Origin of the sequence: Cerasicoccus arenae (assembly GCF_014651635.1) — a bacterium.
Taxonomy (GTDB): domain Bacteria; phylum Verrucomicrobiota; class Verrucomicrobiia; order Opitutales; family Cerasicoccaceae; genus Cerasicoccus; species Cerasicoccus arenae.
In genome coordinates, this window is sequence record NZ_BMXG01000011.1 from 47,486 (window position 1) to 61,958 (window position 14,473).

The window sequence follows — 14,473 nt, forward strand, 5'->3', positions numbered from 1 at the left end:
GTTAATCCTCGGCCAATAGATCATCGGCTTCGGTGGAGAGGTCCGGGATGTGAGAGAACGCGATGCGCATGGGGGCCTCGTCACGGCCATTATGCGCACCCGCATAGTAGAGAGTCCGTGAGCCAAAACGTTTGTTGAGCGAATCCATGGCCTGATCGAGCTTCACGTTGCGCGGGTTGTTCATCTCGGTAAAGAGCGGATTGGTGTAGTTTTGTGCCGAAACAAGATCGCCAAGGACCATGCTGACTTTGCAGGGCTCGGGCGTGTCGGGCGGAATTTTTGCCCAAAGCTCACGCAAGGCGCGTAGGAAAATTCGACTTTCTTGAGTGGGGAAAAATCGCGCTTCCATGCCCCACCGATTATCAAAGCCCAGACGTACGCCGAGGGACAGGCTACCGGCATAGTGGTCGAGCTTGCGTAGGCGCATGGCAGCCTTTTGTGTGAGGCGGTGGATGACAGCGAACGCGTCTTCCCGATTTCGACATTGAGGGGGGAGCACGTGGGAATGGCTCACTTGGCGACGGACCGTTTCGGCGTGCTCAATGATTTCCCCTCGCAACTCGGCGTAAAGACGATCGCCCCCGACGCCACCCCAGATCGAGTGAAGCTTTGCGCGACTGCATGCATAAAGGTCGGAAACGGTCCGCACGCCCCGTCGCATAAGCCGGGTGTGCATCCGCCTGCCGATGCCGTAGATGTCACGTAGCTCCAATGTGGCAAGTGGGCCGGGGAGGTCGTTCGAGCGGATCAGCGTCAATCCGCGAGGCTTGTTCATGCCGCTGGCGATTTTGCTCAAGAAAACATTGGGCCCGATGCCAATGGAGCAGCCGATGTATTCACCGGCGCATTTGGTGATGGTGCGGCGCATGCGATCAGCGAGTGCGCGGGCGTCTTTTTCGTTGCGCCAGTTGGGGGGGATTTCGGCGCTAAATTCGTCAATCGACCGCACGGTGACGGCTGGCAGGCAGTTTTCCTGAATCCCATCAATAACTTGCTGATGGATTTTCACGTAGTCAGCGTGCCCAGCGATCACGAACTGGATTTGCGGACACAGCCAACGCGCCTCACGGACTGTCGTGCCGGTCTTTACACCATAGGCTTTGGCTTCGTAACTGGCGGCAATGCAGCACGTCGTCTCTGCCTGCATCGGGATTACGCCGATTGGCTGGCCACGCAACTTGGGGTTGCGCTGCTGTTCGCACGAGGCGAAGTAAGAATCCAGATCGACAAATATAAATCGGAGGGACATGGCTGCAAAAGCATTGCCTCTCAATTTATTGATCTACGGATTAATTGCAAATTATTTTACTGGAAATTTGTTTACTATTTTGGAAATTCTTTGCCCTTAACTAGCTGAACCTTAGACCATTTTTGGTCTGCCTCTGTTGTCGCCGAGAGAAGAACTCTCTCCGCTCTTACCTACGAGGGCCGTGCCCGCCACCAACGGTGGCATTGTAGGTTTCGCGGGCGAGGAGCTTTAGTCGGAAGTCGACGACGCGTGGGTTCGGGGCAATGCCCGACAGATAAATGCGTTCGCGGCCCAGGATGAAGCCGGGCTTCCAGAGGGCAGGGGGGGATTGCACTTCGAAGCCGTCTTTTTCGACCCAGGTAAATTGGTAATTAAAGTCCTCAGGGCCGTAATTCATGTTTTCCAGCTCCACTTGGACGCGGATCAGGTCACCAGCCTTGCCTTCGTTCACGTTTTGAACAGACACCTTGCGGGCCAATGCGGGATCGGTCTCCACCTTTTGAATCGCAATCAGGTTGGGCTCAGCCTTGGGATTGGCGGGCTCCACGGTGTTGACAGAGTCGCATCCGGCAAGGAATGCAATGAGGACAAGAGCGAGGAGGCTATAGCAGTCGCGTTTCATGCGTGGTAGGTTCGAATTTAAGGACGAATTGAGTGACCCGCAATGGGGCAGTAGTACTGTTGCTTTTAACGTATATGACGTTGATAACGCCGGGCTCCAGCGTGACATTAATCATCTCCGGACGGCCGGGCGGGGTCAACGTCAATTTCCGACTAGGCGGCGTGGGAAAACGGGCAAACTGAATTTCCTTGGGCAACGTGACCCAACTGCGCAGATCGGCCTGGTTGAGCGCGGCTTGGTAGATGGCTCCAGCAATGAGCACCGCCGTGCCCAGACTGCCCTGATCCTTGGTCGCCTCATAGAGCCCATAGGTGATCGCGGCCTTGGCTCCGGCGCTGATGAGCGTCTTGGTCACGATAATGGGCAGCTCGTTGTCAAACTCTTGCGCAATGACGCTGTCCATGTTGCAGAGTGTTGCGGTGCGGTATTGCTGCGCTCCAGCGGCGACATTCAGATAGGGCACGTAATTACCCTGCGGGCGCAGGCGCGGGAAGGCTGCGCCGACATATGGCACGCCGCGGGCACCAAAAAGAAACACTGGGATGTCGATGCGGGTTTCCTCGCGACTAGCCGCCATGCCCGTCTCAAAGAAAATATAGGTCGTCGGTTCCATGGGCTGTCCGGAAAGTAAGCGATGCACAGCGACTTCGTCCCCGGCCAAGTATGGATTGGGGCCGATCATGGACGCGGTGCGTTGGAAGTCCTGCAAGGCGCGTTCGAGGTCGGGCAGGTCCTCCGCTGTCGCCAGATGGAACACACCGTCGAGGTAGACGGTAAACGGGTTAACATAGGGCGCGTAGGCCTTGAGCGCGTCGAGGTATCCATAGACCGAGGCGATGCTACTTTGGAAACGCGGGTCGCGATTGGCACGGTCGACGTCGTAATTTTGCGGCGCGCCCTGTTGCTGGTAGCGGGAATTGTAGGCTGACTTGGCGCTGGCGGAGGACTCTCGTGCGGCGTCAGCGGCGGCATTGATACGCTCGGCATTGATGCGAACAGCCTCTCGCTGGCGTTCCAATGCGCGGTTGAGCGCGACGCGTGCGGCGTCAGTGTTCCCCAACTGCAAATAGTTCAACGCCTGATAGGTGTTGAGCATGATTTTGTCGTAGGCCGTGCCGGTATAGGGCAGGAAACTTTGATTCGTCAAGGTGGCACCCGCCTCAGCGGCTAGACGGATTTCCGCCCCAGCGTCGAATTGCTTCATTTCCTCGTCTGCCTCGGCAAAAGCTATGAGGCTACCCGTGTAGTTACCCGCTGCGCGCAGGGCCGCCCCCTCTTCGAGGCGGAAGACGATCTGGTCGACGCCGTTGTCTTTATCAGCAGCGCCCTCAGCAGCAAGCTGGGCGGCGTATTGATCATCTCCGGAGATCCAAGCGCGGCGCAGGGCCTGAGTTTCGTCCTTATAGCTGGCACAGCCCGTCAACACACAAGCCAGCGTCAACAGGGCGAGATGAATTCGGCGACTGGCAGTTTGCTTGCTCACAGAACGACCATCATGCGGGTTTCTGTTCGAATGAAAAACAAAAAGCCCGGCCACTCATGCGACCGGGCTTGGAAAGTTTTACGGGGCCTTACTTTTTGCGATGGCCTTGGACGGAGACGGAGATTTCCACGTCGTCACCAACAATCGGGCCGCCAGCATCAAGACCCCATTCGGAGCGCTTGATCTTCGTGCCGCCCTTGAAGCCAATGATTTCCATGCCGGAATAGTGGCCTGTACCGTCGACTTTGCCCAAGAAATCCACGTCCATCGTGACAGGCTTGGTGACGCCAAGGATGGTTAGGTTGCCAGTGACCTTGTAGGTGTCGCCACTGACTTTTTCCCACTTGGTGGACTCAAAGGTCATCTCGGGGAACTTCGCTACAGCAAAATAGTCGTCCGTTTGAAGGTGGCCGTCGCGCTTGCCGTTGTTGGTGTCAACGCTCTTGGTCTTGATAGTGGCCTTGGTGCTGGACTTCGTCATGTCCGCAGTGTCCACGGTGACGGTGCCGTCAAATTCGCCGAAGCTGCCATTGACGTCGTTGACGAAGTGGCGAACAGCGAAATTAACGCCGGAGTGTGCAGGATCGATGTCATAGGTGACGGTTTCCGCAGATAAACTTAGTGCGGAGAACAGTCCCAGTGTGAAGAGGATGGCTTTTTTCATAAGTAGGAAGATTGATAATTTAATGTCTTCATGTCGAGATAAGTTCATGATCCGAATATTTGCAACTTCCGGAAGCATTTTTTTGGGATTTTTATGCCCCCCCCTCGCTATTTCCGCGCGTTTTTCAAAATTTCGCGTTCGGGCGGCAGAAGATCGTCTGGGTTGACGCCATTCATGATGTATTGGGACTCCTTGTCGTGCCCGTTAGCGGCGAGAATAGCGGCGTAAATGGCGCGCCAACCGGGCCGTACCTCTGACCAGTCAATGGCCAGCGGATATAGCTGCTCTAAAGCGAGATCGCTTCTGCCCGCCTGATAATGAGCGAGGGCGAGCGTCATAAGGTTGGCCAAGTAGGGGCGCTCAGACTCTTGCAGGAGGCGATACGCGGTCTCAGCCGAGGCCTCGATATCTTCTCCCATTAGGAGGTTGGTGTAGGCCAGATCGTTGGCAACGCTGACGTCGTTTGGATATTTTTTGGCCATGCGGCGAAGGGCGTCACGCATTGCAGTCATATCGCCCGTGCTCTGATCAAGTTCGATTATCTTTTCGTAGGCTTTGCGTTGGGCCATGGGCAACAGGGCCAATCGTTCCAGCACGTCGCGCGCTTTCTCATTCCAGTTGAGCTTACTGGCGTAATCGTAAGCGAATGTCAGCTTATGGACATCCTCTTTGGCGGCGAGAATGGCCTGCCCCCAGATGAGATTACTGACTCGGTCATTGCCTAATTCATCCTGAATACGTGCGCGGAACAGCACGATGGTAAAGGGATCCAGTGGCAGTCGAGGACGCTCGATGATTTGTTGAAGTGCCTCCCATTGACCGCTGTAGGCCATGGAGTCCACCCAGACCAGAAAAAGGTCTCGCCGACTAATGGCAGTCTCAAAATCAACCAACGCGAGGAAGTCGCTGGAGCGTCTCTGAAGATTAAGCCAACGCCCGAGCTCGACCAGCTCTGCTGGATCGTCGAGGGTAAACAAGGCTTGGGCATCGGCCAGAAGCTCTTCCATGGATTGCTCGCCAGTGCTGCGGCGGATGACAATTTCCGTCAACATGTCTTCGCGCTCGGCGAGTGGGTGATTGGCGAGCTTTTCAGCAGCTTCAATGAGTTGGTCGCGCGAGGTGTTTGGAGCCTTGAGAAGCCAGCGGGCAGCCTTGAGGCCCGTTGAATCCGAGCGCTGTGCCATTTGGCGTAGCCAGACAAGGCCTGCCTCGCGGACCTCGGCGTCACTGCTTCGTTGGCTGATCTGGACATACGCAAACTGGATGTCAGCCGAGGCGTCAGCTGCTTGGGCAGCTTGCTGAGAGAGCTGAATACCTTCCTCCAATTGACCATGGATGATTGCACTTTGTGCCCGTCGATGCAGTGCTTCTGATGCGTCAGGCAAATCGGTTGCGAGTCGTTCAGTCATACGGGCTAGGTCAGCTTTATTCTCGAGCCGCATGACGCTGTCGAACCACGCCAGTAGGTCTGCTTTCTCGCCCGAAAGCTCGTAAATGCCTTCCCAGAGGGCAGGTGCCTTATTCGGCTCGGCAAGGTCGACGATGTTTGCCAGAGTGCGGGCGACTTCGATATTCTTGGGATCGAGCGCATAGGCTGCTTTGGCGGCTTCCCAGGCGGCACCATATTCTTCATCCTCCAAGAGAATACGTGCGTCCTCAGCCAAGTTGATTGCCCGCTGTTGCTTGAATTCCCGCCAAGCAAAGGGAGTCGCCACGAGTAGCACCGTCAGCACTGCGCCGCCGATGATCAGCCTTCGTTTTGCTTGGGGACTCATCGTCATAATTAAAGATAATAGAGATGAAGGCCTTGGCCGCCAAGTTAAACCTCGGCCTCAAGAATTCGTCCGGCCACGGCGTCAGCCAGCAAACGGCCCTCACCGGTCAATTGAATGCAGTCGCCGTTGCGAGTCAGAGCACCTTCATCGATCAATTGTTCCCAGAGGGTTGCGTAAAGTTCCCAGTTCACGTTTGGGAAACGCGCCTGTAAAGCGCCTAACTGGACCCCTGTGTTGAGCCGCAAGCCGAAGATTAAGGCATCAGCCGCCAAAAGCTCGGGCGTAAGCGGCACGATCTCTTGGGCGGCGCTAGGGAGCTCTCCAGCGCGCCAGCCATCCAGACCGTCGAGCCAGGCGTTGAGGTCACTCGGGTTGGCCCAGCGCCAACGCTGCCATTGGCTTGCCGCCGACGGGCCGACCCCGCGCCATGCCCCCATCCGCCAAGTGGACAAGTTATGCTCGCAGGCAAAGCCCGGCTTGGCGAAGTTGGAAATCTCATACTGCGGGTAGCCCGCCTCAGCCAGTGTTTCCCAGGTAAACTGGTAGAGTTCAGCTTCTTGAACGACATCACGCCGAAATTCGCCTCGGGAGAGCTTCACCCAAAGCTTGGTGTCCTCTTCAAAGGTCAGGCAGTAGGTGGAGATGTGCTCTGGGGCCAGTTCAATGGTCCGTCGCAGGTCTTCGGCGCATTGGCCACGGGTCTGCCCCGGTACGGCGAAGATAAGGTCAAGGTTGACGTTCTCACAGCCGCCAGCGCGCAGGGTTTCATAGGCGCGTAAGACTTGGGCGGGGTTGTGCCGTCGGCCAAGCTTTTCCAATAGGGCTTCGTCAAAGCTTTGTACGCCCATAGAAACTCGGTTTACGCCGGCTTCACGCATTGCGACAACTTTATCAGCTTTTACGGTGGAGGGGGCCATTTCCACGGTCCATTCGGAGATGGGGCCTGGGGCGCGGTCGCGTACTGCTTGGCAAAGTCTCCCAAGATCTTCAGCGGAGAGCAGGCCGGGGGTCCCCCCCCCAAAGAAGACCGTTAGCCCAGCTTGGGCGTCAAGCGCTGGTAAAAAACCACTGGTGTCGTTTGCTCTAGCAGCGGCGTCCCATTCAGCCTGCCATTGGTCTAGTTCACGCTCAATGCCTTCAAGATACCGCAGTAAGTCTGCCCGGCGGGGTGCTTCCTGATAAAAGGCACAAAAATCGCATGTGCTCGCGCAAAATGGCACATGGAGGTAAAGTCCGCCACGAAATGAGGCAGTATTATGAACATTGGCGGGTTTTGCTTGCGAAACTAGCACGGACTTTGTTTGTCTAGGTTGATCTTAGGATGAAAGCAAAATTTTACGTGATTCTCACGGCCGCCGCCGCATTACTTACAGGTTGCGGGCCGTCCATTAATAATCTCACCAGCTCTCGCGTGCCCCAAAACGCTTCGGGCATTTATACCTTGAGCATGACGGTGAGCAAGGAGGACGGCTATGTCTCTGACTCCTCGTACGGCCCCAAGGTGGTCATCGATGGTGTTGTTCGAGACATGGTGATGAGCGATGTGGGCAAAAATATCTTCGAATATGATTATGTTATGCCTGAAGGGCGGTCAGAAGCACGTTATTATTACCTGCTCAATTATCAGCGTGAAAATGACCACGAAATTTCCTCCAGCATTTATGACCTTGAAATCACGGATCGCTATGTGCTGACCATTGAGTCTGTCCGTGGTCCGGTGGGTGCCGAAATTCCTGTGGTTGGGAGCGGCTTTACCGATTTTGACAAAGTCGTGATCGGTGGGTTCGAAGCTGACACCAACTACCAGTCTCCGACTTCCCTGACCTTCATCGTGCCCGCACTCGCCCCCAATCAGTCATATCGTGCTGAACTCGTGAGCGGCGAAGGCGTCAAGAGCCTCGGCCAATTTCATGTGGATGCTTCCAAGCTGACGGTGTTGCCGAATCCGATCTCTTTGCGGCCCGGCGAATTGACCTCAGTTGCCTTTGGCACTGAATATTCCACCTCTGGCGTTGGCCTGCCGATTAGCGTGATGACGGATATTCCGAACAGTATCATCATGCCCGAAGTGATCATTCCAGCGGGTGCACGTTCGCGGAATATTCCTATTGAGGGTGGCAAGCCGGGCAAGGGCTTCCTCTATATTTCAGCTCCAGGTTACAACGAGTTAAAGGTGCCAATCTATGTGGGCAACCCATCTGGCTCGGAAACCAATTGGAATTACCCACCTAAAGGCAGTGGGATTAATGGTGGCGGGCCAACTACAATAGTAGAAGAGACGACGATCGTTGAGATCTACGAGTAAGATTATAGATTAAGATCGATGTAAATTAGTCGGTGGTCACTCGCTAGGCTGGTTTCCGGTTGCCCGTCGTAGATGACTGCTCTTTCGCCTTTTATCGCTGGCGTCAATGCGGGGGAGGCTAAGATGAAATCTACACGCTCGTAAAGGTCTTCCCGGCGGTAATGAAAAGTCCATGTTTCGCCGCGGGAGTCAGCGGCAGGCGTCAACAGCGTCAGTTTGTTATCTCCACTTTCGAGAAAACGGCGCACAGGTGCACTGCGTTTGGCGTCGTTAAAATCCCCCACGACCAAGTAGCGTGGGGCATCGTTTGGCGGGAATTCATTTTTGATGTAATCCCGGGCAGCTTGGGCCTCTCCGGTGCGTCGTTTGATTGATTTTGGGTCGTCTTTTCGATCAGTCCAACGGCTCTTTAGGTGGACCACAAAGAGAGTCCAAGCATGTTCGTCCTCACCAAATGAGAGTTCAAGAAGGCCGCGTTTTATGACTTCGCGTTCGTCAAAGTACTTGAAATCCAAATCGGTGTGACTCTTGGCCTCGAAGGGAATTTTGGATAACACCGCGATGAGCCGCTTCTCATCTGGGCCAGATAGGCACTTCGCGTAGGGGTAGTTGAGTCCTTCGCTTTTCAGGTCCTTTTGTAGTTCGGCCAAATGCAGTGGACCGCCGATTTCCTGCAAGGCCAAGATGTCCGGTTGGGTAGTGAGGATGACTTTGCGGACAGCGTCTTTTTCGACTTCAGGCTTGGGATAATCAGTGCGGTAGTGCCCCTCTACCCAGCGATTGGTGTCTAGGTAGTTGTAGAGATTATAGCTGGCTACGCGAACGGTCTTGGCCAGACCCCAACTGGGGATCAGCAATACGCAAATAACAAGCAGGCCTCGCATGTAAACTTAGTTTCTAGTGACGCCATGCTGAGAGGGAAGCCGATTCTCGCAGTCTCCCGATAAACTATGATTCCGCGGGTTCTTGGCGTAAGGCGGCTTCGCGCTCCAGTAAGGTCGGGTGCGAGTAGTAGAAATTACTGAATTTTGGATGCGGCGTGAAGTTGCTCAGGTTCTTTTCATACATTTTGTGCAGACTCTTAATGAGGGGCATCGGGTCGTCTTGCATCGTTTTGCGCGCAAAGGCGTCGGCTTCGTATTCGTGCTTACGTGACATACGGTTGCTGAGGGGGGAGAGCCAGAAGGTGAAGAGTCCGCTGATGAGCATGAAGAGCAAGAGTACGGGAGCCATGCCGGAGTGGGGGTCGAAGCCGAAGTTGGTGTAAAACCAGTCTTGCGTGGCCAACCAGCCCATAACCGCAAAACCGCCGAGACCGGTAAAGAAGCCAATGAGGAGTGTTTTGGGGATGTGGCCCTTCTTGTAATGGCCGATTTCGTGCGCGAGCACGGACTCCAGTTCGATGGGCTCAAGTTGCTCGATCAAGGTATCATAGAGCACGATTTTGCGGAATTTGCCAAAGCCAGTGAAAAAGGCGTTGGAGTGCGAGGAGCGCTTGCTGCCATCCATGACTAGGATTGTCTGTGCGGAGAAGCCGGTGCGCTCGCCAAGTGCCAGTAAGCGGTCACGTAAGGGGCCATCCTCAAGTGGGCTGAGCTTGTTAAACAGCGGCATGATCAGGCGCGGATACAGCACCATGAGCAGCAGTTGCAAAATGAAGAAGGTGAAGAAGCCCCAGAACCACCAACTAACGGGCAGCCAGTTAAAAATGCTCAGCAAAAGTGCTAAAACAGGGATACCGAGTATCGCGCCGAGAACGAAGCCCTTAATCTTATCGGTGATCCACAGCCCAATGGTTGATTTATTAAAGCCAAACTTTGCCTCTAGCTTGAACGTGCTCCACCAGTCCATGGGAATGGAGGGGAGGCCAATGATGATCAGCACCAAAAACAGCACCACAGACTGGCCCCAAACACCTTCGCCGAGGACTGCCGTTAGTGAATTATAAAGCCAGGCGAGGAAACCCGTGCACACAATCAGCGCCAGCACGATGGCTTCGTAAAAGGTGTCGATCTTGCCCAGTGCATTTTTGGCCAAAGTGTAGTCGACAGATTTACGGTAGGTCTCGTCGTCCACGACGTCGCGGTAAACTGCAGGCACGGCGTCTTTGTTGGCTAGAACCTCTTTACGGTTCAGGGATGACAAGCGTCGCTCCATCGCGGTCTTGGCGATGAGCAGGATGAGGAAAACGATGACTGGAGTCGTGAGCATAATCTTAGTCGTTTAAAAATTGAGTAATGGCCGTGCGGGCCTCGGTGCCAGCGTCTTCCAAGACATAGTGGCCAGCATTGGGGAAAAGTTTCGTTGCAGCTTGGGGGAAGCGCTTGCGCCATTCGGCAAGGAAGTGGTCGTTGAAACAGAAATCGCGCTGCCCCCAGACGATCAACATCGGGCGTTCCTGAAACTGCGCAAGACCTTCTTCTACGCGGAGGAGCGCCGCGTAGCTTGGGTGTTCGGGCTTGAGCGGTATATCTGCCACGAAGCGGTGCGTGGCGATGCGGTTCGCCCAACTGTCGTAGGGGAATAAAAATCCTGCCTTGACGGGGGGGGGGAGGGGGGTGCTCACCGACATCTTCGCCGCCGGGCCCGCAAAGGCGTTTAAACCGCGGACAATCCATTCGCCAAAAACGGGGACCTTGCACGCCGCAATGCGCAGCGGGATGCGCTGTGAGCGGAAAGCGGCGGTGTTCAGGATGACGAAGCGCTTGACTTTGCTGGGCAATGCCTCGGCGAGGCCCATGCCAATTGCGCCGCCCCAGTCGTGCACGACGAGGGAAAACGACTCCAGCCCGAGGGAATTCACCAGCGCCACGACATTATCAATGTGGTCTTGGAGTCGGTAAGTCCAATCCTGCGGTTTATCAGAGAGGCCGCAGCCAATGTGGTCTGGGGCAATGCAGCGATGTGTCCCGCGGAGGTCTTTAATCAAGTCGCGGTAGAAAAAGGACCAGGTTGGGTTGCCGTGGAGCATAATCACGGCTTTTCCCTGACCCTCGTCCACGTAGTGCAGTCGCCCGGCGGGGATGTCCAACCAATGGGATTTAAAGGGATACAGGGCGCGGATTTCGGCGGGTAAATCAGCCATGAGGGGCCTCCGTTGCAGCCAACTGCTTGCGCATTACCTTATGGCGAATTTCGTCCCAGAGAAGCGGGCCTTCGCCCATTGTTTCGTAGCCATTGCGGGCATAAAAACCAACGGCATGTTCGCGGGCATTGAGCATGATAGAGGTGAAGCCGCGCTCACGGCCACCGGCTTCCAGACCATTCAGAATCTGTGTGCCAACGCCTCGGCCGGAAAAATCTTCGTGGACGGCCATGTAGCGGATCTGGCCTTCGGTTGGCGAAATTGGATGCAGGCGTCCGACACCAACTACGGTGTCGTCCTCAATGGCGGTGAGGTGGAATGCAGTGTCTTCGAATTCGTCGAGTTCGGAGCCGTTGGGCTCGCCCCAAGGGCGGCGCAGCACGGCGTAGCGTAGGGCATAATAGGCGGCAAATTCGGGATCGGTGACTGGGGGGCGGACAATCATGGCTAACATTCCAGGGCGAGCATTGCGCAAACGAGACCGCTGCCAATGCCGAGCAGGGCGGCCTTGGAGCCGAGGGGGAGGGCACCGGTTTCACGGGCCTTGGCGAGGGTTAGGGGGAGGGAGACGGAGCCGACATTGCCCCATTGTTCAAAGGTGGAGAAATCCTTGTCCAGTGGTAGGCCAAGTGCCTCAAAGAGGGCACGCTGGTGGCGTCGGCCGACTTGGTGGCAGATGATGCGGTCGGGCGTTTGGGCGTCCCAGCCAGTGTGAGACTCAAAGCGGCTCCAGGTGGCGCGGGCAAGGCCGACACCGGCTTCGAGGAGGGCCTCGGAGTCGGTTTGCATGTCCAGTTCGCCGCCGGAGGAATCCCCTTGGCAAAGGCGATTGGCGGAGGAATCGCTGCCGCTGACGCCGCCGATAATTCGGGGGGAGGGGGGGGGGGCTTCGTCGGTTCGGCAGAGAATTGCAGCCACGGCACCAGCGCCGATGGTGAGGTTGGCAAAGTAAGGTTTCACGCTTTGGCGCGTGTGATCGCCTTCGAGGAGCAGGCGGAGGGTGTGCTCCAGCAGGGGGCGTCCATTTTCGCCGGAAACCAGCATGACGCGTCGGGCCTGGCCGCTTTCGATTAGCCCGCCTGCCACAATGAGGCCGTTGATAAAGCCCAGGCAGGCGTTGGACAAATCAAAGAGCTGGCAATGCTGGCCCAAGCCAAGGGCGGCGTGGACGGCGCTTGCGGTGGCAGGCTCCAGCCGATCGCGGCAAACTGCGCAGTGGATGAGCAGGTCAATGTCTTCCGGGGCAAACTGGGACTGGGCGAGCGCACGTTCACCAGCCTCAGCGGAGGCGGCGGACGGGGCATGATCAGTGGGCCAAAAGCGTCGTTCGTGGATGCCAGTCATTAGCTCCAGGCGACCGGCGGGCAGCTTGATTCGCTCGTAGAGGGGGGCCAGACGCGCCTCAATCGCGTCCGAAGTCCAGACTTCGGGCGGTTCGGCGTAGGCCAGCGATTCAATCGCCAACTGTGAAAACGTGAACATGGGGAAACGGTGAGTTCTGGGGAATAACGCCCCTAGGGGCAAGCCAGTTTGTCAATGGGTAGAGGATGAGATTAATGAGTGGAGATTGTCTGGGGCGTGGGATATTTGGGGTGTGGATGAATGAATCCTTGCTAAAGCCTATATTCTGACATGGTAATGAGAGTGAACAAGAATATAATGAAAATATTATCACTAGTATTCGTTAGTAATCCACACTGGAGATCAACGGCTTGCGTGGTCATACTTTTTTGACACGCTCTTAATACGTATACATCCCTCGCTTTCTCGCAAATTCAGGTTATATAAAAGTTCACCATGCCCTCCATTTTAACTCACGTTGATAAGAAGAAAAGTATCTGGAGAAAGGATCGCTTGGCTAATCGGTGGTTTGGGCGCATCTTTTTGCCAGTTTTCTTACTCGTAGCGGGCGTCTTTGTTATCTGGCAGGCGATTAGCGGGCTGTTTTTCGGGAAGGCAATTATGCTGTGGCGCTTGGGCGGCCCGCACCACTTTACTGGGGTGAACGCGACCCTGATTGGCTTGGCCTATCTGTGCGTAGTTCTGTTTTTCGGCTCATTTATGCTGAAAAGTCAGATTCAAAGGCTGAGGCTTGAGATGTTCCACAAGCTGTTTCTCGTGGCCGTGGCGCTGATATTCCTGATTTCGCTGGGTGGCGGCATTTATCGCGAAGCTTTTTAGAGAAAGACTACGCAAGCGGCGGTGTTTCGTCGTCCTCGTCCTCTTCTTCGGCTGGCTCAGGTTCGTCTTGTGCTGCGGGTTCGGCGTCGAACTCGGGGTCTTCGGTGGGCAGTTCCGGCTGGCTATTTTCCTCGGTGGGTAGGCCAACTTCTTCCTCGGAAACATCCTGATCGCCCTGAGTGGCTTGGCGAATCCATTCGCTGATCTGGCTGGGCGAAAGGACATCGGAGGCGGGCAACTCTTCGATCGATTGAATGCCAATGAATTCTAGAAATTTGTCCGTTGTGCCATATTGGATGGGGCGACCGGGCAGCTCTGCGCGGCCGATAATCACGACCAGTTCGTGCTCAAGGAGTCGGTTGATGGCCCCATCGGCGGAGACGCCACGAATGGCCTCCAGCTCTGCGCGGGTAACGGGTTGGCGGTAGGCGACGATGGCCAGGGTTTCCATTGCGGCTTGAGACAGGCGCATTGGTCGGGCTTCGTTGCGCAGCAGGCGAACCCAGTCCGAGTAGTCGGGAGCCGTGGTGATGCGGTAGCCCGCAGGTCCTTGGATGACGCGGTAAACTTCACGCTTTTCGATGAGTTCGGTAGAAATGGCGTCCATGGCATCACGAATCTGGGTGGCGGTCAGGAGTGCTGGTGCCTGGTCCATAATGTCGTTGAGCTCGCTTTGTTCTGGCTCATAGGGCGGTCGCGAGCCGGGGGCAGGGGCGCTGGCCTCCTCGGGTTCGTCAGTGGCCTGCTGATGATAGCGGGTTATCACTGCCTGGATGTCACGGATGGACAGCGGTTCGGAAGTCGAAAGCAATAAGGCGCGCAGGATTTTCTTTAAATTAAAGACCATGGAATAAATTGCTGATTCAGACGTATCCACGATCGAATTTCAAGCCCAAGCCGCCTTTTGCTGGAAGCGGGGTAGGAAATTCATTTCCCCGTCTTTTTAGGTGCTTTGAGTTTGGATTTGTGCTTTTGAAGGACTCGCCTGCGCTACCTTCTGAGAGGTAGTGATGTTGCGAAATGCTGTGTCAGCGCCAGCTCATTAGGCGTTTATTGAGGGGCAAATGACTCCCGGTTTTGTATACAGGTTTTACCTGAGTGCGCAATAT

The 14,473-nt window shown here is 55.7% G+C and carries 14 protein-coding genes; 2 read left to right on the forward strand and 12 right to left on the reverse strand.

Going from position 1 to position 14,473, the window contains the following annotated elements:
• Window position 1 precedes the first annotated feature (1 nt).
• The 6 genes from IE065_RS10170 to hemW form a co-directional block, all read right to left on the reverse strand.
• Complete coding sequence (locus IE065_RS10170) at window positions 2–1,249, reverse strand: Y-family DNA polymerase (protein WP_189514646.1); 1,248 nt, start codon at window positions 1,247–1,249, stop codon at window positions 2–4.
• A 166-nt stretch (window positions 1,250–1,415) separates the two neighbouring features.
• Window positions 1,416–1,871, reverse strand: a complete 456-nt coding sequence (locus tag IE065_RS10175) for a YcfL family putative periplasmic lipoprotein (protein ID WP_189514648.1) — start codon at window positions 1,869–1,871, stop codon at window positions 1,416–1,418.
• Window positions 1,852–3,354 (reverse strand): COG3014 family protein, encoded by a 1,503-nt coding sequence (locus IE065_RS10180; protein ID WP_189514651.1) that lies wholly within the window; start codon window positions 3,352–3,354, stop codon window positions 1,852–1,854. The genes IE065_RS10175 and IE065_RS10180 overlap by 20 nt, the downstream gene beginning before the upstream one ends.
• 88 nt (window positions 3,355–3,442) lie before the next feature.
• Entirely contained in the window at window positions 3,443–4,018 is a 576-nt protein-coding gene (locus tag IE065_RS10185) for a YceI family protein (protein ID WP_189514653.1), read from the reverse strand.
• Window positions 4,019–4,125: 107 nt separating this feature from the next.
• Entirely contained in the window at window positions 4,126–5,793 is a 1,668-nt protein-coding gene (locus tag IE065_RS10190) for a tetratricopeptide repeat protein (RefSeq protein WP_189514654.1), read from the reverse strand.
• A 44-nt stretch (window positions 5,794–5,837) separates the two neighbouring features.
• Window positions 5,838–7,085 carry a radical SAM family heme chaperone HemW gene (gene hemW, locus IE065_RS10195; protein ID WP_189514657.1) on the reverse strand — a complete coding sequence of 416 codons (1,248 nt, stop codon included), beginning with the start codon at window positions 7,083–7,085 and terminating at the stop codon, window positions 5,838–5,840.
• 29 nt (window positions 7,086–7,114) lie between these two features.
• Here hemW and IE065_RS10200 point away from each other — a divergent pair, with 29 nt between their 5' ends.
• Window positions 7,115–8,098 (forward strand): IPT/TIG domain-containing protein, encoded by a 984-nt coding sequence (locus IE065_RS10200; protein ID WP_189514659.1) that lies wholly within the window; start codon window positions 7,115–7,117, stop codon window positions 8,096–8,098.
• A 2-nt stretch (window positions 8,099–8,100) separates the two neighbouring features.
• Here IE065_RS10200 and IE065_RS10205 read toward each other — a convergent pair whose 3' ends face one another.
• The 5 genes from IE065_RS10205 to IE065_RS10225 form a co-directional block, all read right to left on the reverse strand.
• Window positions 8,101–8,982 carry an endonuclease/exonuclease/phosphatase family protein gene (locus tag IE065_RS10205; protein WP_189514661.1) on the reverse strand — a complete coding sequence of 294 codons (882 nt, stop codon included), beginning with the start codon at window positions 8,980–8,982 and terminating at the stop codon, window positions 8,101–8,103.
• Window positions 8,983–9,046: 64 nt separating this feature from the next.
• Window positions 9,047–10,309: a M48 family metallopeptidase gene (locus IE065_RS10210; RefSeq protein WP_189514663.1), complete on the reverse strand. Its 1,263-nt coding sequence runs from the start codon at window positions 10,307–10,309 to the stop codon at window positions 9,047–9,049.
• Window positions 10,310–10,313: 4 nt separating this feature from the next.
• The gene (locus tag IE065_RS10215; protein WP_189514665.1) at window positions 10,314–11,183 is read right to left on the reverse strand and encodes an alpha/beta fold hydrolase; all 870 of its coding nucleotides are present in this window, start codon (window positions 11,181–11,183) and stop codon (window positions 10,314–10,316) included.
• Window positions 11,176–11,628, reverse strand: coding sequence for a GNAT family N-acetyltransferase (locus tag IE065_RS10220; protein WP_189514667.1), 453 nt, complete (start codon window positions 11,626–11,628; stop codon window positions 11,176–11,178). The genes IE065_RS10215 and IE065_RS10220 overlap by 8 nt, the downstream gene beginning before the upstream one ends.
• A gap of 2 nt (window positions 11,629–11,630) precedes the next feature.
• Window positions 11,631–12,665: a 3-oxoacyl-ACP synthase III gene (locus IE065_RS10225; RefSeq protein WP_189514669.1), complete on the reverse strand. Its 1,035-nt coding sequence runs from the start codon at window positions 12,663–12,665 to the stop codon at window positions 11,631–11,633.
• Between the two features lie 315 nt (window positions 12,666–12,980).
• Between IE065_RS10225 and IE065_RS10230 the strand changes: the two genes are divergently transcribed.
• Window positions 12,981–13,364, forward strand: a complete 384-nt coding sequence (locus tag IE065_RS10230) for a hypothetical protein (protein ID WP_189514671.1) — start codon at window positions 12,981–12,983, stop codon at window positions 13,362–13,364.
• Window positions 13,365–13,371: 7 nt separating this feature from the next.
• Here the strand turns inward: IE065_RS10230 and scpB are convergent, their stop codons facing one another.
• Entirely contained in the window at window positions 13,372–14,211 is an 840-nt protein-coding gene (gene scpB, locus IE065_RS10235) for an SMC-Scp complex subunit ScpB (protein WP_276529935.1), read from the reverse strand.
• Window positions 14,212–14,473: the final 262 nt, after the last annotated feature.